We start from the raw sequence: 22,958 nt of genomic DNA, 5'->3' as shown, positions 1-22,958 counted from the left end.
CTAGATGGACGATAACCGCATCATTTCAGGAGATAGTGAAGGACAAGCGGAAGAATCATTAGAAAAATCTCTCCGTCCACAATACTTATCAGAATATATTGGACAATCAGATTTAAAAAAAGAATTGTCGGTTTATATAAAAGCGGCAAAACAACGTGAAGAATCTTTGGATCATGTTTTGCTTTATGGACCTCCAGGTTTAGGTAAAACCACCTTGGCAATGGTAATTGCAAATGAAATGGAAGTTGGTATAAAAACCACCAGTGGACCTGCAATTGAAAAGCCAGGAGATTTGGTAGCATTATTAAATGAACTACAACCAGGAGATATACTTTTTATCGATGAAATTCATCGACTACCTAAAATGGTGGAAGAAATGCTTTATTCAGCTATGGAAGATTTCTATGTGGATATAGTGGTAGGACAAGGCCCTACAGCTCATCCTGTTCATTTTCCACTTCCTCCATTCACTTTAATTGGTGCAACTACCAGAGCAGGATTACTTTCGGCTCCATTCCGTGATCGTTTTGGTATTGTTGAACATATGAAATATTATGATACTGATGATTTACAAGATATTGTAATTCGTTCTGCCGATATATTTAATACTAAAATATATGACCAAGGGGCTCACGAAATTGCAAGACGTTCACGTGGAACACCAAGAATTGCTAACCGATTGTTAAAACGAGTTAGAGATTTTGCTCAAGTATCTGAGAAGGATAATATCGATGTAGAAATCGTAGATAAAGCACTTAAGATGTTAGGTGTTGATGATCGAGGATTAGATGCTACTGATATTAAATTATTGAAAACGATGATTGAATATTATAATGGAGGTCCAGTTGGCTTGGCTACATTAGCTGCTAATGTGGGTGAAGAGACTGATACAATTGAAGAAATGTACGAACCATACTTATTGCAGATAGGTTTTATTAAACGTACTGCTAGGGGAAGAGTAGTAACTGCTGATGGGTATGAACATTTGCATTATCCTATAAACGATTTAAAATAATAACTGGACTAATGACTATATATTTGATAATCTAAAGTTACTAAGATTGGAAAGTACGGTGATATATTTATGCAATACAGTCAATACAGTGGATTTATTGTCCTAATTTTAATTTTTGCTGTTATGTATTTCTTGGTTATCAGACCTCAAAAGAAACAACAACAAAAACATGCACAAACATTAAAACAATTACAAAAAGGTGACCATGTTACTACTATTGGTCGTCTTCACGGAATTGTAGATGACATTAACGAAGAAGAAAAAACAGTTACTTTAGATTGTGATGGTATTTACTTAGTATTTGATTTAAATGCTGTTGCTAAAGTAACAACACGTGTTTCAGATACAAAAGAAGAAACATCAAAAGATACTACTTCAAAAGAAGATAGTGAAACTAAAAAAGACTAAAAGTTAGTTGGAAAAAGACAGTTTTCAGCATTGCTGAAAGTTGTCTTTTTTTGATACTAAACAATGTAATTATTCGTATGATATAATTATGCTAGTAATAAACAAAGATTGAAGGATAACCATGAAAAATAAAATTTTTAATTTTTTAAATTTATCGACTCAAAAAAAGATTGTTAAAGCAATTTGTGATTTTGATACAATTATTATTCATAGACATCAACGTCCTGATCCTGATGCTTATGGATCACAATTAGGATTAGCAAATATTATAAAAGCTTCTTTTCCTAAGAAACATGTTTATGCTGTGGGAAAACAATATAGTAGTTTTGATTGGCTAGGAAGTACAGACGAAATTGATGATGACGTTTATAAAAATGCATTAGTTATCGTTTGTGATACGGCTAATCAACCTCGAGTAGATGACAGTAGATATACTCAAGGAAAAATGATGATAAAAATTGACCACCATCCTAATGATGATCAATTTGGAGATATTATGTGGGTAGATCCTAAAGCATCAAGTACTTCTGAATTAATTTATGAATTATATGAATCATCACATAAATTAAAGATAAATGCAGAAGCCGGTAGATTGTTATATGCCGGAATTGTAGGAGATACTGGTCGTTTCAAATACCCAGCAACTTCTGCTAATACATTTAGAGTTGCTTCTAAATTAGCAGAACTTGATTTTTCTACTAGTAAAGTTAATACCATTGAATCATCAATTGATTTACCAATGGCAAGATTAGCAGCATATGTTTATGAAAATTTAAATATCGAAACTAGTGGTGCCGCATATTTAGTATTAACTGAAGAAATTTTAAAACAATATCATTTAGAGGATGAAAGCACATCAGCTGTAGTTCCTTTGCCTGGAAATATTGATCAAGTAGTATCATGGGCAATCTTTGTACAACAAAAAGATGGTAGCTATAGAATTCGTTTACGTTCCAAAGGACCTGCTATAAATGGATTAGCAAAAGAATTTGGTGGTGGCGGACATGCACTTGCTAGTGGTGCGGTCGCTAAAGATGATGATGAAATTAAGTCAGTAATTAGCAAACTAAATGAGATAGCTGCCGATTACAAAGGAGATAATTAGATGCCAAGTACATTTAAACAATATAATTTTAAGCCATTCCTAATGGATGCCTTAAACGAACTACATTTTTCTAACCCAACACCTATTCAAGAAAAAATAATTCCTGAAATTAGAAAGGGACGTAGTGTAGTAGGACAATCAGCAACTGGTAGTGGTAAAACTCATGCTTTTCTATTACCTATTTTTGATGATTTAAACATTGAACAATTAGAGGTTCAAGCAGTAATCACTACACCAAGTCGTGAATTAGCATACCAAATCTACGATAATGCTAAACAATTAGCTAAACATTGTGATAAAACTATTCATATTGCTAACTATGTTGGTGGAACTGATAAAGTAAGACAAATTGAAAAGTTGAAAAATGAACAACCACAAATCGTTATTGGTACTCCAGGAAGAATCGCGGATTTAATTAAGAGTCAACATTTAAAGGTTCATACAGCTAATAAATTAGTTATTGATGAAGCTGATATGACATTAGACTTAGGTTTCTTAAATGAAGTGGATAGCATTGCAGCAAGTTTTGGAAAAGACCTACAAATGATGGTATTCTCTGCAACTATTCCACAAAAATTAAAGCCATTCTTAAAGAAATATTTGGAAAATCCATACGTAGAAAACATTCCTAACCGTACTATTATCAGTCCAACTATTGATAATTGGTTGATTTCTACTAAGGGTAATGACAAGAATGATTTAATTTATCGTTTAATTACAATGGGTGAACCATACTTAGTTCTTATTTTTGCTAATACCCGTAAACGTGTTGAAGAAATATATGAATACTTACGTAATCAAGGATTAAAAGTTGGAATTGTTTCTGGTGAATTAACTCCTCGTGAACGTAAGAGAATGATGAAGCAAATTCAAAACCTAGATTTTCAATTTGTTGTTGCAACTGATTTAGCAGCTAGAGGAATTGATATTGAAGGTGTATCAGATGTCATTAATGATGACATACCTGATGATTTGGAATACTTTATTCACCGTGTAGGTAGAACTGGTCGTAATAACTTACCAGGAACTGCTATTACTTTATATTCACCTGATGAAGAAGATGAAATTGACGCATTAGAAAATATGGGAATTTCATTTAAGCCTAAGACTATAAAGAATGGTAGAGTTGTAGATACTTATGATCGTAACCGTCGTAAGACTCATCGTAAGGGTCATGATAAATTAGACCCAACAATGATTGGTATGATTAAAAAGAAAAAACGTAATGTTAAACCTGGTTACAAGAACAAGATTAAGCGTGAATTGAAGAGAAATGATGAAATGAATCGTCGTATTTCTCAACGTGAAGCAGGACGTAGAAGAAGAAAGTCCAGAAAGAATAGTTCACAACGCTATAGATAAAGATTGACACCAGTTTTAAGAAACAATATAATTTAATTATGTGAGTAGAGAACATGCCAGATTTATCATGATTAAAGAGACATCTTGGTTGGTGAGAAAGATGACAGGATGAATTATGGTGCTATCTCGAAATTAATTAAATCGCTTCTCAGCGTTATAGAGACTTAAGAGGTATACGAAATAAGAAACATCGTTGCAAGTAAAGTGGTACCGCGTGTAAGCGTCTTTACTAGCAACGGTGTTTTTGTGCTTATTGGAGGAAATTGTGATGAAAAAATTAGATAGTAGTCAAATTCGTGCTATGTATTTGGAATTTTTCAAAGAACATGGTCACACAGTTGAACCAAGTGCATCTCTAGTACCAAAGGATGATCCATCATTACTTTGGATTAACTCTGGAGTTGCTACTATGAAGAAATACTTCGATGGTAGTGTGGTTCCAAAGAACCATCGTTTAACAAGTTCTCAAAAGAGTATTAGAACTAATGATATCGAAAATGTTGGTAAAACTGCTCGTCACCACACATTATTTGAAATGTTAGGTAACTTTTCTGTTGGTGACTATTTCAAAGAAGAAGCTATCAAATGGGCCTTTGAACTATTAACTTCTCCAAAATGGTTTGGTTGGGATAAAGATAAGTTATACATGACTGTTTATCCTAAAGATACTGATGCCAAAAAATTCTGGCAAGAAGCTGGTGTAGAACCAGATCATTTAGTAGATATGGATGATAACTTTTGGGATATTGGTCAAGGTCCTTCAGGTCCTGATACTGAAATCTTTTATGATCGTGGTGAAAAATACGATAATTTAGCACCTGATGATCCAGAAAATTATCCTGGTGGTGAAAATGAAAGATACCTAGAAGTTTGGAATATTGTATTTTCACAATTTAACCACAAGCCTGATGATACTTACGAACCACTTCCTAGAAAAAACATTGATACTGGTATGGGACTAGAACGTGTTACTTCAATTTTTGAAGATGCACCAACTAACTTTGAAACAGACTTATTCATGCCAATCATTAGAAAAGCTGAAGAATTCAGTAATGGTAAGAAATATGGTGTTAACAAACAAGATGACGTTGATTTCAAGATTATTGCTGACCATGCTAGAGCTATTACCTTTGCAATTGGTGATGGAGCATTACCATCCAATGTTGGTAGAGGTTACGTAATCAGAAGATTAATCAGAAGAGCTATTGTTTCTGCACACCGTCTTGGAATTAAGGGTAACTTCTTGTATAAATTAGTTCCTGTAGTGGGTGAAATCATGAAATCATACTACCCAGAAGTATTGGAACAAAAGGATTACTTAGCTAAAGTTATTCATTCTGAAGAAAAACGTTTCAATGAAACTTTATCTGATGGATTACAATTATTAAATGAATTAATTGACAACTTAAAAGAATCCAATAAAGACACTGTTGATGGTAAGGATGCATTTAAGCTATATGATACTTATGGTTTCCCATTTGAAATGACTAAAGAATACCTAGAAGATGCTGGTTACTCAGTAGATGAAGATGGTTTCAAGTCTGAAATGAAGAAACAAAAAGACCGTGCAAGAAACGCACGTGGTGATGATAAATCTATGGGTGTACAAAGAGATTTATTAATCGAAATTAAAACTCCAAGTAAGTATGTTGGATACACTCAATTAGAAGTTAAAGATGCTGAACTTCTAGATATTATTGTTGATGAAAAATTAGTAGATTCAGTAAACGATGGCGTTGCCGAAGTTATTTTTGATGAAACTCCATTCTACGCAGAAATGGGTGGACAAGTTGCCGATAAAGGTGTCATTGAAGATGAAAATGGTGAAGTAGTTGCTAAAGTTACTGATGTTCAACATGCTCCTAATGGTCAAAACTTACACACAATTGATGTTGTTAAGCCATTACAAAAGGGTAATAAGTATTATCTAAAAGTGGATGAACAATTCCATAGATTAGTTGAAAACAACCATACTGCTACTCATTTGCTTGATCAATCATTACGTAACGTATTGGGTGATCATACTCAACAAGCTGGATCATTAGTTGAACCAAACTATCTAAGATTTGACTTCACACACTTTGGTTCAGTTACTGATGAAGACTTACAAAAGGTTGAAGATTTAGTTAATGAACAAATCTTTAAAGCTGAACCAGTTACTACAGTAGAAACTGACCAAGAAACTGGTAAGAAGATGGGTGCTATTGCCTTATTTGATAACAAGTATGGTGATAAAGTTCGTGTTGTTAGCGCTGGTGATTATTCAGTTGAATTCTGTGGTGGTAACCACGTTAAGAATACTAGCAGCCTTGGCTTATTCAAGATAGTTTCTGAATCAGGTGTAGGTGCAGGTGTTAGAAGAATTGAAGCCGTAACTTCTAAAGCTGCTTTTGAATACTTAGACCATAAGGAAGCTTTATTGAACAAGATTGCTGGACAAGTTAAGACTTCCCAAATTGAAGAAGTTCCTGGTAAAGTTGCTCAATTACAAGATCAAATTAAGAAATTACAACAAAAGCAAGAAAAACTAGAATCCAAGATTGCTAGCCAACAAGCTGATTCAGTATTTGATGACGTAAAAGAAGTAAATGGTACTAAACTAATTACCGGTGTCTTAAATGTTTCTGGTATGGATCAATTAAGACAACTTGCTGATACTTGGAGAACTAAGAACTTATCAGATGTCTTGGTATTAGGAACAGAAAACAGTGGTAAAGCTAACCTAATTGTTGCTGTTAGTGATGATAAAGTAAAAGCTGGTGTAAAAGCCGGTGACATTATTAAGTCAATCGCTAAGGAAATTAACGGTGGCGGTGGTGGCCGTCCAAACATGGCCCAAGCTGGTGGTGCAAACCCAGCTGGTTTACCTTCAGCAATGAAAGCTGCTGCTGACTGGTTAGAAAACAATTAAAATAAGTTTTAATTTTATTCAAGTAGCTTTATAATAAACCTACGTCATATATTTAGAGGTGTTGTAAATGAGTACTTCAGACAAAACAATGTATTTTGATTTAAATAGTAATACTCCCAAAAATGTACATGATACACTATTAACAGTGTTTAAATCATTAGAGGAAAAGGGTTATGATCCATATAATCAAATAGTAGGGTACTTAATATCAGGTGATCCAGCATATATTCCTCGATTTAATGATGCTAGAAATTTAATACGTCGTCATGAAAGAGACGAAATTATTGAAGAATTAGTTCGCTTTTACTTGGATAAAAATAACAATGATGAGGAAAAGTAATATATGAGATTAATGGGAATGGACGTTGGTTCTAGAACAGTTGGAATTTCAGTCAGTGATTTATTGGGTTGGACTGCACAAGGTGTGGAAATTATTCCAATAAATGAAGAAGAAGAACAATTTGGTCTAGATCGCGTTTCTGAATTAGTTGAAAAATACGGAGTCACTGGATTTGTATTAGGTTTACCTAAGAATATGAATAATACTTCTGGCCCAAGAGTGGATGCTTCTAAGCACTACGGAGATCTTTTAAAAGAAAAATTTGGATTACCAGTAGATTTTGAAGATGAACGCTTAACTACGGTTGAAGCGGAAAGAATGTTAATAGAAAAAGCTGATACTTCCAGACAAAAGAGAAAAAAAGTTATTGATAAGATAGCTTCTGAGTTGATTTTACAATCATATCTAGATAGAAAAGGAAAATTAACACAGCAAACACTTTAGAAAAGAGGTACGCAAGTGAATAACGAAGAAGAACCACAACGAATCACCTTAGTAGATGAGAATGGAAACGAAGAATTATATGATATCTTATTTACTTTTGATTCTGAAGATTTTCATAAATCATATATTCTGGTATACCCAACTGGAAGCAATGATGATGAAGAAGTTGATATACAAGCTTTTGCATTACCAGAAGGTGATGATCCAACTGATCCTCAAGGTGGAGATTTACAAAGTATTGAAACCGATGAAGAATGGGATATGGTTGAATCAGTACTAAACACATTAGTGGATACTGATGATTCAACTGATGAAAAGGACTAAGAACAACAAAAAAAGGATGCCTCAAAGGGCGTCCTTTTTTGTGGTCCTTACTGTTTTAATTATTATATTCATGCTAAAATAGTGATGAAATCATTGGAGGTTTATTAAAAATGAACGACACTAATCAACGCTTTAAAGCAAGTATTGGAAATAAAACTTACACATTTGTAGGTAAAAGTTCTGCTGAACATATGAAGACAGTGACTAAATTGATGAATGAAAGATTGAGTCAATTAAAAGAAATTTCACCAGACATTGAAAATGAAGATGCTGCAATTCTATTAGCTTTTAATGCTTTTTCTGAACAATTAAAAATGCAAGAAAAGTTAAATGAAACAAATGGTAATGCCAAAAATAATGAGAGGGAAAATAGAGACTAATGATTTTTAATATTGTTATTATTTTATTGCTTTTGTATGGTATTTATGATGGATATCGTCTTGGATTAGCGCATGAAATTTTACGAGTAGTTGGATTTATGTTTAGTTTGTTAATTGCTCTTTTTTATGCAAGAGATTTCGGGCAAGCTATTTTTGCTAATTCAAATTTGGTAAATAATCCGTTGTTATGTAATAGTATTAGTTTCTTTATCTTATTTTTGCTAGCCGGAGTACTAGCTAGAATTATTATTTCATTAGTAGATAAGATTACTTATATACCTTTGGTACATGAAGTTAATGCTTTTGGAGGAGCAGTTATTGGCTTCCTTATTGCATATTTATCTGTATTATTTATTTTGAACGTTATTGCGGTATTACCCAACAATCAAATTAAGGAACAATATAATCAATCTAATGTTTCTGAATTTATCGTTCATAAAACACCATTAATTTCACATCAATTATTTAAAAAATGGTTAAGATAGGGTGATTAATTAATGAATGAAAAGGTTTTATCAACATTAGAATACGAAAAAATAAAACAAGCTATTTCAGGTTATTTATCAACCCAAAATGGAAAAAAAGAATTAGAAGAATTAAAACCTGTGGATAATCCTAGAACTATTGAAATGTGGTTAGACGAAACAGATGATGGGGCACATATTCTAAGATTGGATAAAGAAATTAGTATCCAAAAATTAGAAGATGTAACACCATATATGAAACGTTTGAGCATTAATGCGTCTTTAAATGGTACTGAATTATCTAAAATAAATAAAATATTAAAAGCTACTACTTACTTAGTTAGATTTTTTAATGGATTAAAAGATGACAAAGTTCTGTTAAAACGTATTTACAAAATTATTAATGAATTTCAAACAGTTCCTACAATTTCTCGTCGTTTATCTGATTCTATTGATGACGATGGTCGTATTTTAAACACTGCATCAAAAGAATTAAATAGTATTCGTCGCAGAATGGAAGTAGTTAAATCAGAAATTCGTTCTATTATGAACAAATACACTCAAAAGTATAGCAGTGATTTAACTGATCCAATTGTTACCATTCGTGAAGATAGAATGGTATTACCAGTTAAGGCAGAAAAGAAAAACAAATTTGGTGGTATTGTTCATGATAGAAGTTCATCAGGGCAAACATTGTATATTGAACCAGCTTCCACAGTTGGATTGAATACAGAGTTAAGAGAAAAACAAATTGAAGAACGTCATGAAGAAAGAAGAATTCTAGCCGAATTATCTGATTTAATTCGTCCTTATCAAACGGAAATAATTAATAACGCTAAGTTGCTAGGTCACTTGGATTTGATCAATGCTAAGGCGAAGTACGCAAGAGCAGTTGAAGCTACTAGGCCAGCTATTTCCGTGGAAAATAAAGTATATTTAAAAAAAGCAAGACATCCATTAATTAGTATGGATAAAGTCGTTGCTAACGATTTATACATTGGTGAAGATAATAAAGCAGTTATCATTACTGGTCCTAATACTGGTGGTAAGACTATTACTATTAAAACAATAGGATTATTACAATTAATGGGACAATCTGGTTTATTTGTGACTGCTAATGAAGGTTCAACTATTGGTGTATTTGATAATGTATACGCTGATATTGGTGATGAACAATCAATTGAACAGAATTTAAGTACATTTTCTTCTCATATGGATAATATTGTTGATATTTTAAATTCTATAACTAAGAAGAGTTTGATTTTACTTGATGAATTGGGTGCAGGTACTGATCCTAAAGAAGGTGCTGCATTAGCTATGTCTATTCTGGATAAAATAGGCGCTGTGGACTCAGAAGTCGTAGCAACTACTCATTACCCAGAACTTAAAGTCTATGCCTATAATCGCGAAAAAACGGTTAATGCATCTATGGAATTTGATTCAGAAACTTTACAACCCACTTATCATTTATTAATGGGTGTTCCTGGTCAAAGTAATGGATTAAATATTGCATCTAGACTAGGTTTGGATAGTTCAATAATTGATGAAGCTAGATCATTAGTTGATCAAGATAGTCAAGATTTGAATAATATGATTGTAGAATTAACAGATCAAACTAAACGAGCTCGTGAAGAAGCAGATTCTCTAGCAGAGAACTTGTCTGCTGCACAAGAAATTCATTCTGAATTAAGCGAAGAATTTGGTAAATATCAAAAACAAAAAGATCGTTTAGTTACTTCAGCTAAAGAACAAGCCAATGAAATTGCAGAAAGTGCTAAGAAAAAAGCAAATGCAATTATTAAAGATTTGCGTAAGAAACAACAAGCTATTGGTAAGGTTGAAGTTAAGGAAAATGAATTAATTGATGCCCAAGGACAATTAAATGCCTTACGACATGATGTGGACCTTACACATAATCGTGTTCTCAAGCGAGCTAAAGCACAACATAATTTTCATAAGGGTGACGATGTTAAAGTTAAATCTTATGGACAACGAGGTGTGCTAGTTAAAAAGTTGGATAATAATAACTGGGAAGTTCAATTAGGTATCTTGAAGATGAAGATACCAGAAAGTGACTTAGAAAAAATTAAAGTGGATAATGATGAAAAACGCTTTAATACTAAGGTAAGAAGAACTTCATCTAGTGGATTATCAACGAAATTAGATTTACGTGGACATCGCTATGAAGAAGCTATGCATGAAGTAGATCAATATTTAGATTCTGCTGTTTTAGCGGGATATCCTTCAGTAACTATTATTCACGGAAAGGGAACAGGTGCTTTGCGTGAAGGAGTTACTAAGTTATTAAATAAAGATCGTAGAGTGGCTAGTTTTGGATATTCTCCAGCAAATGCTGGTGGAGATGGTTCTACGGTTGTTAAATTGAGATAGATTATATACAATAAAAGACCTCTAAATGCTATTTAGAGGTCTTTTTATTAATATAAATCTTTTTTCATAATAAAATTAGTTTGTGTAAGATATAATTCTTGAATTACGATTGTTATATGTTACACTTACTTTTAATAAGAAAACAAGGAGGTATTTTTCATGATTAAAGAAACTACAGATAATACATTTGAAAAAGATACCGAAAAAGGATTAGTATTAACCGATTTTTATGCCACATGGTGTGCACCATGCAAAATGCAAGCTCCCATCATTGAAGATCTAGATGAAGAGATGGGGGACAAAGTTACTTTTAATAAAATAGATATTGATAAAAATGAGAAAACAGCTGAAAAATTTGGCATTATGAGTATTCCAACTTTATTAATTAAAAAAGATGGTGAAGTAGTAGATACTATCGTGGGAATGCATACAAAAAATCAATTAAACACTATTTTAAATGAATATTTATAAAAGATAAGCTTAATAATTGAGATAAATATCATGTTAATGTACAATTATTTTGTATAAAACATAATTATCATGAATTATAAATATGATTTTAATCACAATAACTAGGAGGTAGTATAAATGGTTTCAGAAACTACAGATAACACATTTGAAAAAGACACTAGCGAAGGCGTTACTTTAACAGACTTTTGGGCAACATGGTGTGGTCCATGCCGTATGCAATCACCTGTTGTAGAACAATTATCAGAAGAAATGGGTGACAAGGTTACATTTAACAAGATGGATGTTGACCAAAATCCTGAAACTCCACAAAAGTTTGGTATCATGAGTATTCCAACTTTATTAATTAAGAAAGATGGAGAAGTTAAAGACAGCATTGTAGGATACCACAGTAAAGAACAATTAGCTAAGGTATTAAACCAATACCTATAACGATAAATAAAAAGCACTAGATTTTTAATCTAGTGCTTTTTTTTATTTTCTTAACTTAAATTCTGGGAGATCATCATACATAGGAGCAGCGTGCTTAGGATCCATGTGAACACGAATCAACACATTACCATTTTTTTCTTCTTTTGGATTCATTTCAGCTTCAGCAATTACTCCTAATTGTTGTTGTGCTATTTGAGATAAGAATCCTGCTTCAAACATAAAGTCTGCATCTGGATTAGCTTCAATTCTGGATGCAACAATTTCACCGCTTAAATTCCACTTAATTTCATGCTTGTTTTCGGAAATTAAACTTAATTCTCCTAATCCAGATTGCTTAAAGAATTTTGTAGTATCTAGAGCATCTTTAAGAGGAAATTTTCTGGCCATTTTTTTACCAGCCCAGTAAAGAATGCTATGAGTATCACTACCAAGTAAATCGGTAAGTAACACGTCACGTAAAAATTCTTGACCCCAATATGAACTAGTTGAAGTATTTCCCATTATTTTATTGTAAAGATTGTTATCCATACGTCATTAACCTCAATTCATAATTTACAAATTCATTATATTATAATTTTAGTATAAATTATATATAGTAAAAAATAAAATTTAAAATATATGGTTCATAAATTATGATAGATGGGTAAAATAATGATAATATGTATAGTAGCGTTAATTAGGAAAGAAGGATTAAGCTTTGAATAATGGTTCGATTGGATTCATGGATTCAGGTGTAGGTGGCTTGTCAGTAGCCAAAGTGGCTATGGAACAAATGCCTAACGAAAATATCATATATTTTGGGGATGAAGCTAGATTACCTTATGGTGAAAAAACTCCTAAAGAGATAAGAAAATATTCTAAGCAAATTTCAAAGTTCCTAATGAATAAAAAAATTAAAATGTTAGTAATTGCTTGTAATACTGCTACGGCGCATGCATTAAATTATTTACGTGATAATTTAGATATTCCAGTTATTGGTGTGATTGAGCCAGGTAGTATTGCAGCATTAAAAACAACAAAAACTAATAGAATTGGAATAATAGCCACAAATGGAACTGTAAAAAGTGGTGCTTACAATAAAGCAATTAATAAATTAAATAATAAAGTTAAGATATATTCTGAAGGTTGTCCTAAATTTATTCCCATGGTGGAAGCACAACATTATAAGACAGCAGAGGATCAAAAAGAAGTAGATAATGATTTATCTGACATGAAGAAAAATGATATCGATACTTTGATAATGGGATGTACACATTTTCCTATCATGCGTCATTTAATTCAAAATGCTATGGGTGACGATGTTAATTTAATTGATCCTGGATATGAAACAGTTAAACAAATAGAAAACACCTTATCTGAACAAAAATTATTTAATAAAAAAGATAATGTAGCTAAATATGAATTTTATACTACAGGGGATGTAGATAAATTTAAATTAGTAGCTAAAGATTGGTTGAAAAGAGAAGTAAATGTTGAACACATTGCATTAAACAAATTGGAGGAATCCTAATGTCTAATACTATAGTAATTGCAACTAACAATCAGAATAAAGCTAGAGAATTTAAGGAAATGTTTGATGCAAAAAACATTACTTTCAAAACTTTAGCTGATTTTCCAGAAATTAACAAAATAGATGAGAATGGTAATTCTTTTGAGGAAAATGCGACTATCAAAGCAAAGGCTGTTTATGAACAGACTAAATTACCAGTTCTTGCTGATGATTCTGGATTAGAAGTTGATGCCTTAAATGGAGAACCTGGAATTCATTCAGCAAGATATGCAGGTGATCATGATGATAAGGCCAATAATATAAAATTATTAAAGAATCTTGAAGGCAAAGATGATAGATCTGCTAGATTTGTTACTTGTTTAGTTTTATTAAATCATCAAAAGGATAAATTGGTGGTTTATGGAACTATTGAAGGTGAAATATTAGATTCCCCAAGAGGAGCAAATGGGTTTGGCTATGATCCATTATTTTTTGTTAAATCCAAAGGTAAAACTTTAGCAGAAATGTCTGAACATGAAAAAAATGAAATTAGCCATCGAGGAAACGCAATCAAAAATTTATATGACCGTTTTGATGAATGGTGGAAAGATTAAGATGCAACTAATTGTCAAATTAGGGTTAAAATGCTATTCTTATAAGTAAGTAAACAAGTAAGGAGGAGTTGCATGACAATGGGAGAACTAGCAGGTATGATTGCTGCAATTGCCTTTTTGATTATTGCAGTTAGCTTAGCGATTGTGCTTATTAAATTATCAAAAACTGTGGATGAAGTTAATAGAAATATTAATTCCATTTCACAAGATGTTGATGTAATATCTAAACAAGCAGAAGACATCATGGCTAGCTCAAATTCTTTAATCAAAGATATTGATGAAAAAGTTAATGTTTTAGATCCAGTTTATAGAGCTGCTGCTGATGTTGGTCAAAGTGTTAGTGATTTAAACGAAGCAACTCAAAACTTAACCAAAAAATTCCAAAACAGAAATAAAAAATCTTTTATGGAAAAAGTTGCTGGAGCTGGCTTTAAAATGTTTAAAAAATAATTAAACAAAAAGGAGTGTTTGTGATGAAAAAAGCAGGACTATTTTTATTAGGTTTAGGTGCAGGAGCAGCAGCTGCTGCATATGTAGCATACCGTAAGATGGATGATGAAAAGACAAAGCAATTAGTTAATAACACAGTTAAGACTGCAAATGATTTAAAGGATCGTGCATTAGATTATGCATTCTACGCTTTAGATTCAGTTGATGATGTTAAAGACTCATTACAATACAAGACATCAGATGCAAAGTCCAAAATAAAGGATGCTGCAGGTAAGGTTAATGACAATGTTGTTAACAAAGCACAATATTACTATGATGAAGGTAGTACTCAATTCCACAAAGCTGCTGACAATTTAAGAAGCCAAGTAAGAAATAATGAAAGCAACGATGAAGATGTCGTTATTACACCTGACTTTTTAAAGGATTCCAAAAAAGATTCTGAAAAGTAATTATTGCTAAGAAAGACCGGTTATATACCGGTCTTTTTTATTTATAAAAAGAGACCCCTCTTGTTAAATTTAGTACAATCTGATATATTATGTTTACATAATGAAAGCGCTATGAAAACTTGCCAGGCTAACTAAAAGAGGGGTTGGAAGAATGGAAAAACAAAACGTAACAATTTATGATGTTGCTAGAGAATCTGGTGTTTCCATGGCTACGGTATCCAGAGTATTAAATGGTAACAGTAATGTTAGACAAGCTACTAAAGATAAAGTATTGGCAGTAATAAATGAGCTTGATTATCGTCCAAATGCAGTTGCTAGGGGATTGGCAAGCAAGAAAACCACAACTGTAGGTGTAATAATTCCAGATGTCACAGACGGATATTTTTCATCACTAGCTAGGGGGATAGATGATATTGCTACTATGTACAAGTACAATATCATTTTAGCTAACTCAGATGATAATCCAGAAAAAGAAGCGACTGTTTTAAATACCTTACAAAGTAAGCAAGTTGATGGAATTATATTTATGGGAAATGAAATTAACAATAAGTTAAGAGCTGAATTTAAGCGTTCTAGTTGCCCAATTGTTATGGCTGGATCAGTAGATACAAGCTATACATCTCCTAGTGTTAACATCAATTATGTTGATGCTGTTAAAGATGAAACTAATAGATTAATTGAACACGGCAATAATAAGATTGCCTTTATATCTGGTTCTTTAAGACAAGCAATTAATAAAGACTATCGTCTAAAAGGTTATAAAGAATCCTTAAAAGATAATGGTGTTGATTTTGATGATAAATTAGTTTTTGAAACAGAAGGAACTTATGATGCAGGCTATAATTTGGCTGAAAGTCTTTGGAAACAAAAGATAACAGCTGCTGTTGTAACTAATGATGAGTTGGCAGCTGGTATTTTAAATGGTATGACTGACCGTAATATTAGTGTTCCAGAAGATTTTGAATTATTTACAAGTAACAACACTAAAATTGCAAAAATGGTTCGTCCACAACTATCATCTATAACTCAGCCGCTATATGATATTGGTGCCGTTGCAATGAGACTATTGACTAAAATTATGAATAAAGAAAAAGTAGACGATAGAAATGTTATTTTAGGATACGGAATCGTAGAAAGAAAGTCTACTAGATAAGTATAATTTATGAATACTTGATTAATTATCGTGGCCTTGATATAATTTATTATGTTTGTAATCTAACGATAATTTAGAATTTGAGAGGAGTGCTGTGATTATGTCAGGACATTCAAAATGGCATAACATTCAAGGACGTAAAGGCGCCCAAGATAAAAAACGTGGTAAGATTTTCCAAAAGTTATCTCGTGACCTATACCAAGCTGCTAAAGCTGGAGGTGCAGAAGCTGATGGAAACCCACAATTACGTCTTGTAATTGATAAAGCACATGCTGCCAACATGCCTAAAGATAACATTCAACGTGCTATTGATAAGGCTACTGGTGTCGGTGGTGCTAACTATGAAGAAATCACTTATGAAGGATACGGACCTGCTGGTACAGCTCTTATGGTTTCTTGCTTAACTGATAACAAGAACCGTACTGCTGCTGCCGTTCGTTCAGCATTTACTCATCATGGTGGTTCACTAGGTTCAAATGGTTCAGTTTCATACATGTTTGATCGTAAAGGATACATTGTTATCTTACGTGACGGACTTGATGTTGATGAAGACAGCATGTTAATGGATATCCTAGATGCTGGTGCTGAAGACATGAAGACTAGCGATGACAGATTTGAAATCTTTACTGAACCTTCAGATTTAACTTCTGTTAGAGATGCTCTACAAGAAAAGTATGACTTAGATACTGCTGAAGTTACTATGTTCCCACAAAACAAGACTGAAGTACCAAGTGATAAAGTATCACAATACACAGGTCTTATTGACGAACTAGATGAAAACGATGACGTTCAAGACGTTTACGAAGCAGCTAAGTTACCAGAAGACGCTGAATAATAAATTTTAAATAATTAATAAAAATACCAATTTTCCTTTTTTAGGAAGATTGGTATTTTTTTTTGCTTTTATATTGATTAATATTTCTATTTAATACATAAAAATAAAAAAATTTCCGTAAAAAATGTATTTTCGAAAAAATTTTACGAATATATTAGTAGGGGGGATTTATATGAATAGAATTTTTAACGAAATAATTAAAAATTCTATTAAAAAATATATAAATGACATCTATATATTGCCTAGAAATAATTATTTTGTATTAAAAGGTAATGATGGCGTTCGTATAGATGATTTGAATAGTTCTTATGTACCTACACAAAGACTAATAAATTATTGCAAGTTTATTAGCGGAATGTCAGTTAGCGAAAAAAGAAGACCACAGATAGGATCACTAGAATTTATATATGGTGATGATAAAGTATTTTTGCGATTCTCGTCTGTAGGAAATTTTCAAAATCAGGAAGCTATGGTTATTAGGATAATTTATCCATTAAATAAAATTAAATTAGATGAAAAAAATGAAGATAATTTAGACAATCTTATTAATTTATCTAAAAACGGTGGATTAATTTTATTTTCTGGAAAGACTGGTTCAGGTAAGACTACTTCTATTTATCAATTAGCTAATAAAATGAAAAAAGAAAATTTTGTTATGACTATTGAAGATCCGGTAGAAATAATTGAAGAAGATTTTTTACAACTACAAGTAAATGAATCAGCAGGCATTTACTATGACGATTTGATTAAAGTAGGACTACGTAGTCATCCTGATATATTTATTATTGGCGAAATCAGAGATTATAAAACTGCTGAAGCAGCGATACGTGCCTCACTATCGGGACATTTAGTGTTAACTACAGTTCATTCGAAAAGTACTAGTGGAACAATTACAAGATTAAAACAATTGGGATGCGATTACGATGATTTAAAGCAATCAATTGCAGCAGTGGTATTTCAACAATTAAAAATTGACGATGATGAAAGTATGGTTGCAGATATGAAGATTACCGATTACGAAAAGTTGTTTAATTAATCTTAATGTTGGGATGTGAATTATGAAAAAGCTGTCGCTTAATAAACAATATTATTTGCTGAAAAATTTGAGTGATATGTTTAATGCTGGTTTTAGTGTTAAACAAGCTTTTCGCTTTTTGAGAGATTTGAATAATGTAAATTTTATCCAAAATATGGAAGAAAGACTAATAGCCGGATATGAATTAAGCTCAGTTTTAGAAAAATATATTGATAATGATTTTTATAATCAAATAAAGATTAGTGAAGAACATGGAGATGTCACTAATTGTTTAGTGGAAATAAGTAAATTTATCGAAATTAAGATAAAAAATAAAAGAAAAATTCAAGATGTATTATTTTATCCAATATTTTTACTCATGATTCTAATTATAGCTATAGTTGCTATTGATCAATTAGTATTACCACAATTAGGAACCACGGGAAGCGTTCATACTCGTTTATTGGATAAGATGTATTTCTTTATTCCTTTATTATTTTCATTAATTTTAATCTTGGGAATGTTGTATTTGTGGCTACCATTACTAAAACGAAGGAATTTAATAGCCAGCTTACCTATTATAGGGAAAGTGTATAAATCATACATGGCATATTTTCTTTCTATGCAATTACATTTAATGTTAAGCAATGGTATGGAAAATAGAGAAATAGTGAAAATATTGCAAGAATTTAAATCTGGAACTGTTTTATCTGAATTAGGCGCTGAATTGAAAAATGCAGCTGATAATGGGCAAAATATGGTGCAGATAGCTAAGAAATACAAATTTGTACCTAGTGAGTTTATTGCCTTTTTTAAGCGTGGTAGTGATGAAAATGAGCTATCTAGAAATTTAAATGCATTTAAGAAAATTAAGTTTGAAGAAATGATGAGAAAAATAAATCATTTAATTAATTTTATACAGCCCATACTGTTTTTATTAGTAGGATTGGGTATTGTAATAGCATATATGAGTGTATTAATGCCTATATATAATTCAATTAAGGGGATGTAATAACTATGAAAAATATCAAAAAGAGATCTGCTTTTACTTTAATAGAAATGACGATTGTATTATTTATTATTTCACTGTTAATTTTAATCGTTGTGCCTAATATATCTGGTCAGCGAAAACATGCTGAATCTATTCATGTAAATGCAATGACTACCGTTATACAAAGCCAAGTAGATGCTTATTTGTCAGACAATTCAAGTGATGGCCTTAGCATGAATACATTAGTAGACAAGGGATATCTAACTAGTCGACAAGCTAATCAAGCCCAACAAGAAGGAATAAAAATTGTAAATAATGAAGCTGTTAAGTCACAATAAAAAAGCTTTCACTACAATAGAAATGATTATCACTATGTTGATAGTGTTAAGCTTTATGCTTTTAACGATTTATATGTTTCATAATATTTCTTTTGCAAGCAAGAGTGATGAGAAAGGTTTTTGGTATAGTTTTCAAAATTATTGGAATGAAACTATTATGATTTCAAAAAGTAATCACAAAAGATCACATATCTATTTATCATCCGACAAAAAATTAGTAATATTTGGAGATTTGACTCATAAATCCGTATTAAACATTCCTGATACCATGGAAGTTACCCGTAATTTTAATTTAACTATAAATAGTGATGGCTATATTTCTCCTAGTACGATTGTGTGGAAATCAAATAAAAAGCATATTAAGTATGTACAAACTATTCAATTAGGATGGGGTATATATCAACTTAAAGAAGAGTAAAAATGGTTTCGTTATGGTTGATGCTATAGTGGCTTTAATTTTAATTAGTCTGGGATTTATATTTTATTTTAATAGTATTAGTACTATTAATCATAACGAAGATAAATCAAGGAAAAATATGATAGAAAGTCGAATTAATTATGAAAAGAAAAAAGGGGTTTACAATGATTGAATCATTAATGTCATTGATAGTAATTTCAATGATTGCAATTATTGTGACGTATATTCCTGCAATACAGAAAGCAAAATACAGTAATGACACATTGATTAATTATCATTTGTTTTTGAATACTTTAGAAAGTGATAATTATCGATTTACTATAAAAAGTGCTCAGAATGGAAATATTAAGTTATATAGTAAAGAGAAAAGTAAGTTTTATACAATTAAAAAACGAAATAATATTATTTATCTAAGAAATATTTCTTCAAAAGGGTATGTTCCTTTATTAAATAATGCCGATGAATTAGATTCAAAAATTGTTAATAAACATTTGAAAATATCGGTTATATTCAAAAATGGAGAAAAGCATACCAACAATTTGGTGATTCCTTATGAAAAATAGAGACGGATCTGCTACATTAATTGCTATTGTTATTTTGACTATTTTGTCTGCTGCTATTGTATTTAAATATGAAAATTATCATACAGAAATGAATTTGGTTCATAAAATTACCGAAACCTATAAATATCAGTAATTAAATGAAAGTAATTAACGGTTTATCTTGAATTATGTAATAAATATCTGGTAATATGAAAGTTGTTATAAAGTGATAATACTTTTAAAGGAGTTGAGAGTGCTGAGTGAAAAAGATACAGAAACTCTGTTTAACGTTCTAAATTCTTCAGCCGAGACTTTAAAAGGAAAGTTGGACATTTCCTATTTAGATGCATTCATTGAAACGGGAGATAATCTAATTAACAATGGAGAAGTCCATGTTGAAGATGATATGCCAGATAGAGACACAGTTTCTAAGTTAGAAGATTTATATAAAAAGATTGATTATACAACTATGGATGCCGAATCAATTAGAAAGGCTATTCAGATGTGCATGATCAAAGCAACTAAAGAAGATGCTATTCAAGCAAATCATCAAATTACTCCTGATACTATCGCTTATATCATGGGTTATTTAACTATCAGACTTTACAAAGGTGTAAAACAGTTAAATATTTTAGACCTTTCAGTGGGTACTGGTAATTTACTATTTACTGTTATGAATCAATTAAAGGATTCACTAAAGAATGTAAACGTTAGCGCTACTGGAATTGATAATGATGATTCAATGCTTGCAGTGGCAAGTTTAGATTCTCAGATGGAAAAAATTGATAGCAATATTGATTTACTTCATCAAGATTCAGTTGCTAATATTTTAGTTGATGATGTGGATTTAGTAGTTGCAGATTTACCAGTGGGATACTATCCAATTGATGAAAATACAGTTAATTACAAGACTAGATCTACGCAAGGTCATTCTTTTGCCCATCATTTATTGATAGAGCAAGCTATGAACCATGTTAAAGATGGTGGATATGGATTTTTCTTAGTTCCAAGTAACATTTTTAATACGCAAGAATCTAAAGGGTTACTAAAATGGACTCAAGACAGTTCATATTTCCAAGCATTGTTAAATTTACCTAAAGAATTATTTAATAATGCTAATGCACAAAAAGCCGTGCTTATTCTACAAAAACATGGTGGGGATGCTCATCAAGCTGAAAAAGTTATGATAGGTGAATTTCCATCCTTTAAGAATATTTCTGCATTCCAAAAGTTCTTAGCAGAAATTGTTGAATGGGAAGAAAAAGACTTATTATCTAAAAAAGGTTAGGAGAACAATTATGGGAAAATCAATAGCAATTAACGCAGGAAGTTCTACATTAAAATTTAAATTATTTGAAATGCCATCAGAAAAACTAATTTCTAGTGGTGCAATTGATAGAATTGGTTTAACAAAATCAGATGTTGCAATTAAATATGGTGATGGAAAGAAATTCCACAAGACCATGGACATTGAAAATCATGAAGAAGCTATTAAGTTAGTTCTTGATAAACTATTAAGTCTAGACATTATTAGTGACTACAATGAAATTACAGGTGTTGGTCACCGTGTTGTTGCCGGTGGTGAATACTTTACTGATTCTGTAGTTATTACTGATGATGTATTGAAGAAACTAGAAGAATTATCTGAATTAGCTCCATTACACGAACCTGCTAACATTTTAGGAATTAAAGCATTTAAGAAGATTTTACCTAATGTTATCAGTGTTGCTGTATTCGATACTTCATTCCATACTTCAATGCCTGAAGAAAACTACATGTATGCATTACCATACAAGTACTACCGTGATTACAAAGCTAGAAAATATGGTGCACACGGTACTAGTTACCGTTACGTTTCAGGTAGAGCAGCTGCAATGTTAAACAAGCCTCTAAAAGACTTAAAATTAGTTGTAATGCACTTAGGTGCTGGTGCTTCTATTTGTGCTATTGATCATGGTAAGTCACTAGATACTTCTATGGGCTTCACACCATTAACTGGTGTTATGATGGCAACTAGATCTGGTGATGTTGATCCTTCATTACTTGCATACATCATGGAAAAAGATGGTATCAAAGATGTTAATGAAATGATTAATATTCTAAACAAGAAATCTGGTTTAGCAGGTGTTTCTGAAGTTTCAGCTGATATGAGAGACTTGGAAGCTGTTAAAGACCACAACCACCAAGCTGAATTAGCACGTAACATGTACATGAACCGTATTGTTAGATACGTAGGTCAATACGTTGCTGAAATGAACGGAGTAGATGCTATTGTATTTACTGCCGGTGTTGGTGAAAATGATATTGGTATTCGTCAAGAAGTTGCTGATAAATTAAGTTACTTCGGTATTGGTGTTGATCCTGAAAAGAACCATATCCGTGGTGTTGAACGTGATATCAGTTCTGATGATTCAACTGTTAAGACATTATTAATTCCAACTAACGAAGAATTAATGATTGTTAGAGATATTGAACGTTTAAGAAAATAATAATTGATTAAAAAGAGAGACTAATACAGTTTCTCTTTTTATTTTCATGGTTCGATGAAAATAATTCATGTAATGTAAATAAACATGAAAAAATGTTGATATATAGGACTTTGTTCACTTAACATATATTC

The 22,958-nt window shown here is 31.6% G+C and carries 28 protein-coding genes; 27 read left to right on the top strand and 1 reads right to left on the bottom strand.

Features of this window, described 5'->3' with window-relative positions:
- The first annotated feature begins 4 nt into the window (after positions 1-4).
- From ruvB to trxA (D7I45_RS04335), 13 genes are all read left to right on the top strand, one after another.
- The gene (gene ruvB, locus D7I45_RS04395) at positions 5-1,015 is read left to right on the top strand and encodes a Holliday junction branch migration DNA helicase RuvB (RefSeq protein ID WP_120784523.1); all 1,011 of its coding nucleotides are present in this window, start codon (positions 5-7) and stop codon (positions 1,013-1,015) included.
- 69 nt (positions 1,016-1,084) lie between these two features.
- Positions 1,085-1,423 (top strand): preprotein translocase subunit YajC, encoded by a 339-nt coding sequence (gene yajC, locus D7I45_RS04390; protein WP_120784522.1) that lies wholly within the window; start codon positions 1,085-1,087, stop codon positions 1,421-1,423.
- 121 nt (positions 1,424-1,544) lie between these two features.
- Complete coding sequence (locus tag D7I45_RS04385; RefSeq protein ID WP_120784521.1) at positions 1,545-2,528, top strand: DHH family phosphoesterase; 984 nt, start codon at positions 1,545-1,547, stop codon at positions 2,526-2,528.
- Positions 2,529-3,890 carry a DEAD/DEAH box helicase gene (locus tag D7I45_RS04380; RefSeq protein WP_120784520.1) on the top strand — a complete coding sequence of 454 codons (1,362 nt, stop codon included), beginning with the start codon at positions 2,529-2,531 and terminating at the stop codon, positions 3,888-3,890.
- Positions 3,891-4,158: 268 nt separating this feature from the next.
- Positions 4,159-6,801: an alanine--tRNA ligase gene (gene alaS / locus D7I45_RS04375; protein ID WP_120784519.1), complete on the top strand. Its 2,643-nt coding sequence runs from the start codon at positions 4,159-4,161 to the stop codon at positions 6,799-6,801.
- A 67-nt stretch (positions 6,802-6,868) separates the two neighbouring features.
- Positions 6,869-7,141, top strand: a complete 273-nt coding sequence (locus D7I45_RS04370; protein WP_120784518.1) for an IreB family regulatory phosphoprotein — start codon at positions 6,869-6,871, stop codon at positions 7,139-7,141.
- 3 nt (positions 7,142-7,144) lie between these two features.
- On the top strand, positions 7,145-7,585 hold the full coding sequence (ruvX, locus tag D7I45_RS04365) for a Holliday junction resolvase RuvX (RefSeq protein ID WP_120784517.1): 441 nt from the start codon (positions 7,145-7,147) through the stop codon (positions 7,583-7,585).
- A 15-nt stretch (positions 7,586-7,600) separates the two neighbouring features.
- Entirely contained in the window at positions 7,601-7,909 is a 309-nt protein-coding gene (locus D7I45_RS04360) for a DUF1292 domain-containing protein (RefSeq protein ID WP_120784516.1), read from the top strand.
- A gap of 110 nt (positions 7,910-8,019) precedes the next feature.
- Positions 8,020-8,289, top strand: coding sequence for a cell division protein ZapA (locus tag D7I45_RS04355; RefSeq protein WP_120784515.1), 270 nt, complete (start codon positions 8,020-8,022; stop codon positions 8,287-8,289).
- Positions 8,289-8,774, top strand: a complete 486-nt coding sequence (locus D7I45_RS04350) for a CvpA family protein (protein WP_120784514.1) — start codon at positions 8,289-8,291, stop codon at positions 8,772-8,774. The genes D7I45_RS04355 and D7I45_RS04350 overlap by 1 nt, the downstream gene beginning before the upstream one ends.
- 12 nt (positions 8,775-8,786) lie before the next feature.
- Entirely contained in the window at positions 8,787-11,144 is a 2,358-nt protein-coding gene (locus D7I45_RS04345) for an endonuclease MutS2 (protein ID WP_120784513.1), read from the top strand.
- Positions 11,145-11,303: 159 nt separating this feature from the next.
- A complete protein-coding gene (gene trxA, locus D7I45_RS04340) occupies positions 11,304-11,615 on the top strand; it encodes a thioredoxin (RefSeq protein WP_120784512.1) in 312 nt (103 codons plus the stop codon).
- Between the two features lie 117 nt (positions 11,616-11,732).
- Positions 11,733-12,044 (top strand): thioredoxin, encoded by a 312-nt coding sequence (gene trxA / locus D7I45_RS04335; RefSeq protein ID WP_120784511.1) that lies wholly within the window; start codon positions 11,733-11,735, stop codon positions 12,042-12,044.
- Positions 12,045-12,086: 42 nt separating this feature from the next.
- Here trxA (D7I45_RS04335) and D7I45_RS04330 read toward each other — a convergent pair whose 3' ends face one another.
- Entirely contained in the window at positions 12,087-12,545 is a 459-nt protein-coding gene (locus D7I45_RS04330; protein WP_162924093.1) for a YslB family protein, read from the bottom strand.
- A gap of 196 nt (positions 12,546-12,741) precedes the next feature.
- On the opposite strand from D7I45_RS04330, the gene racE reads away from it, so the two are divergent.
- The 14 genes from racE to D7I45_RS04265 all read left to right on the top strand — a co-directional run bounded on the left by racE (position 12,742) and on the right by D7I45_RS04265 (position 22,827).
- Positions 12,742-13,554, top strand: coding sequence for a glutamate racemase (gene racE / locus D7I45_RS04325; protein WP_120784509.1), 813 nt, complete (start codon positions 12,742-12,744; stop codon positions 13,552-13,554).
- A complete protein-coding gene (locus D7I45_RS04320; RefSeq protein WP_422664730.1) occupies positions 13,548-14,147 on the top strand; it encodes an XTP/dITP diphosphatase in 600 nt (199 codons plus the stop codon). The genes racE and D7I45_RS04320 overlap by 7 nt, the downstream gene beginning before the upstream one ends.
- A 72-nt stretch (positions 14,148-14,219) precedes the next feature.
- Positions 14,220-14,597 carry a DUF948 domain-containing protein gene (locus D7I45_RS04315; protein WP_120784507.1) on the top strand — a complete coding sequence of 126 codons (378 nt, stop codon included), beginning with the start codon at positions 14,220-14,222 and terminating at the stop codon, positions 14,595-14,597.
- A 23-nt stretch (positions 14,598-14,620) separates the two neighbouring features.
- A complete protein-coding gene (locus D7I45_RS04310) occupies positions 14,621-15,046 on the top strand; it encodes a YtxH domain-containing protein (RefSeq protein WP_120784506.1) in 426 nt (141 codons plus the stop codon).
- A gap of 151 nt (positions 15,047-15,197) precedes the next feature.
- Positions 15,198-16,199 carry a catabolite control protein A gene (gene ccpA / locus D7I45_RS04305; RefSeq protein WP_120784505.1) on the top strand — a complete coding sequence of 334 codons (1,002 nt, stop codon included), beginning with the start codon at positions 15,198-15,200 and terminating at the stop codon, positions 16,197-16,199.
- Positions 16,200-16,299: 100 nt separating this feature from the next.
- Positions 16,300-17,034 (top strand): YebC/PmpR family DNA-binding transcriptional regulator, encoded by a 735-nt coding sequence (locus tag D7I45_RS04300; RefSeq protein ID WP_120784504.1) that lies wholly within the window; start codon positions 16,300-16,302, stop codon positions 17,032-17,034.
- A 172-nt stretch (positions 17,035-17,206) separates the two neighbouring features.
- The gene (gene comGA / locus D7I45_RS04295; protein WP_162924092.1) at positions 17,207-18,070 is read left to right on the top strand and encodes a competence type IV pilus ATPase ComGA; all 864 of its coding nucleotides are present in this window, start codon (positions 17,207-17,209) and stop codon (positions 18,068-18,070) included.
- A 22-nt stretch (positions 18,071-18,092) separates the two neighbouring features.
- Positions 18,093-19,061, top strand: coding sequence for a type II secretion system F family protein (locus tag D7I45_RS04290; protein WP_120784502.1), 969 nt, complete (start codon positions 18,093-18,095; stop codon positions 19,059-19,061).
- Positions 19,062-19,066: 5 nt separating this feature from the next.
- Positions 19,067-19,378, top strand: a complete 312-nt coding sequence (gene comGC / locus D7I45_RS04285) for a competence type IV pilus major pilin ComGC (protein WP_120784501.1) — start codon at positions 19,067-19,069, stop codon at positions 19,376-19,378.
- 55 nt (positions 19,379-19,433) lie between these two features.
- Positions 19,434-19,796 (top strand): hypothetical protein, encoded by a 363-nt coding sequence (locus D7I45_RS04280; protein WP_162924091.1) that lies wholly within the window; start codon positions 19,434-19,436, stop codon positions 19,794-19,796.
- Positions 19,797-19,936: 140 nt separating this feature from the next.
- Positions 19,937-20,359 carry a competence type IV pilus minor pilin ComGF gene (locus D7I45_RS04275; RefSeq protein ID WP_120784499.1) on the top strand — a complete coding sequence of 141 codons (423 nt, stop codon included), beginning with the start codon at positions 19,937-19,939 and terminating at the stop codon, positions 20,357-20,359.
- Positions 20,349-20,492, top strand: coding sequence for a hypothetical protein (locus D7I45_RS06205; protein ID WP_162924089.1), 144 nt, complete (start codon positions 20,349-20,351; stop codon positions 20,490-20,492). The genes D7I45_RS04275 and D7I45_RS06205 overlap by 11 nt, the downstream gene beginning before the upstream one ends.
- Positions 20,493-20,591: 99 nt before the next feature.
- On the top strand, positions 20,592-21,626 hold the full coding sequence (locus tag D7I45_RS04270; RefSeq protein WP_120784498.1) for a class I SAM-dependent methyltransferase: 1,035 nt from the start codon (positions 20,592-20,594) through the stop codon (positions 21,624-21,626).
- A 10-nt stretch (positions 21,627-21,636) separates the two neighbouring features.
- Entirely contained in the window at positions 21,637-22,827 is a 1,191-nt protein-coding gene (locus D7I45_RS04265; RefSeq protein ID WP_120784497.1) for an acetate/propionate family kinase, read from the top strand.
- The last annotated feature ends 131 nt before the right edge of the window (positions 22,828-22,958 follow it).

The sequence above is a fragment of the Apilactobacillus bombintestini genome (assembly GCF_003627035.1).
GTDB classification, from domain to species: domain Bacteria; phylum Bacillota; class Bacilli; order Lactobacillales; family Lactobacillaceae; genus Apilactobacillus; species Apilactobacillus bombintestini.
Note: the sequence above shows the minus strand (reverse complement) of the source record. Positions and strands in the feature narration are given on the sequence as shown.